General features: G+C 39.2%; 1 protein-coding gene. It reads left to right on the top strand.

What is annotated here, in order from left to right; genetic code table 11:
• Positions 1-167: 167 nt before the first annotated feature.
• Positions 168-240, top strand: a 73-nt coding sequence (locus AB4496_RS23245) for a glycerate kinase (protein WP_372132128.1), incomplete at its 3' end; no start/stop codon positions are given.

Raw genomic sequence — 240 nt, 5'->3', positions numbered from 1 at the left:
ATATTAAGGAACAGTAACTTTACGGATCTTGCTTTTACCGTCGTCAAAACTAAAAGGGGCGTCACAACAAATGGCAACTTTGGGGCGCTCTAATTAGGGAACTTTTATACTATTTGATGTGATTTCTCTTTTTTAGGCTCATTGGTAACACTTACGGATCAACCTCTATGAAAATTGTTATTGCACCAGACTCGTTTAAAGAATCTTTATCGGCGGTATCGGTGGCGGCGTGTATTGAAA

Origin of the sequence: Vibrio sp. 10N.222.46.A1 (genome assembly GCF_041473595.1) — a bacterium.
Lineage (GTDB): Bacteria > Pseudomonadota > Gammaproteobacteria > Enterobacterales > Vibrionaceae > Vibrio > Vibrio tasmaniensis_A.
Note: the sequence above shows the minus strand (reverse complement) of the source record. Positions and strands in the feature narration are given on the sequence as shown.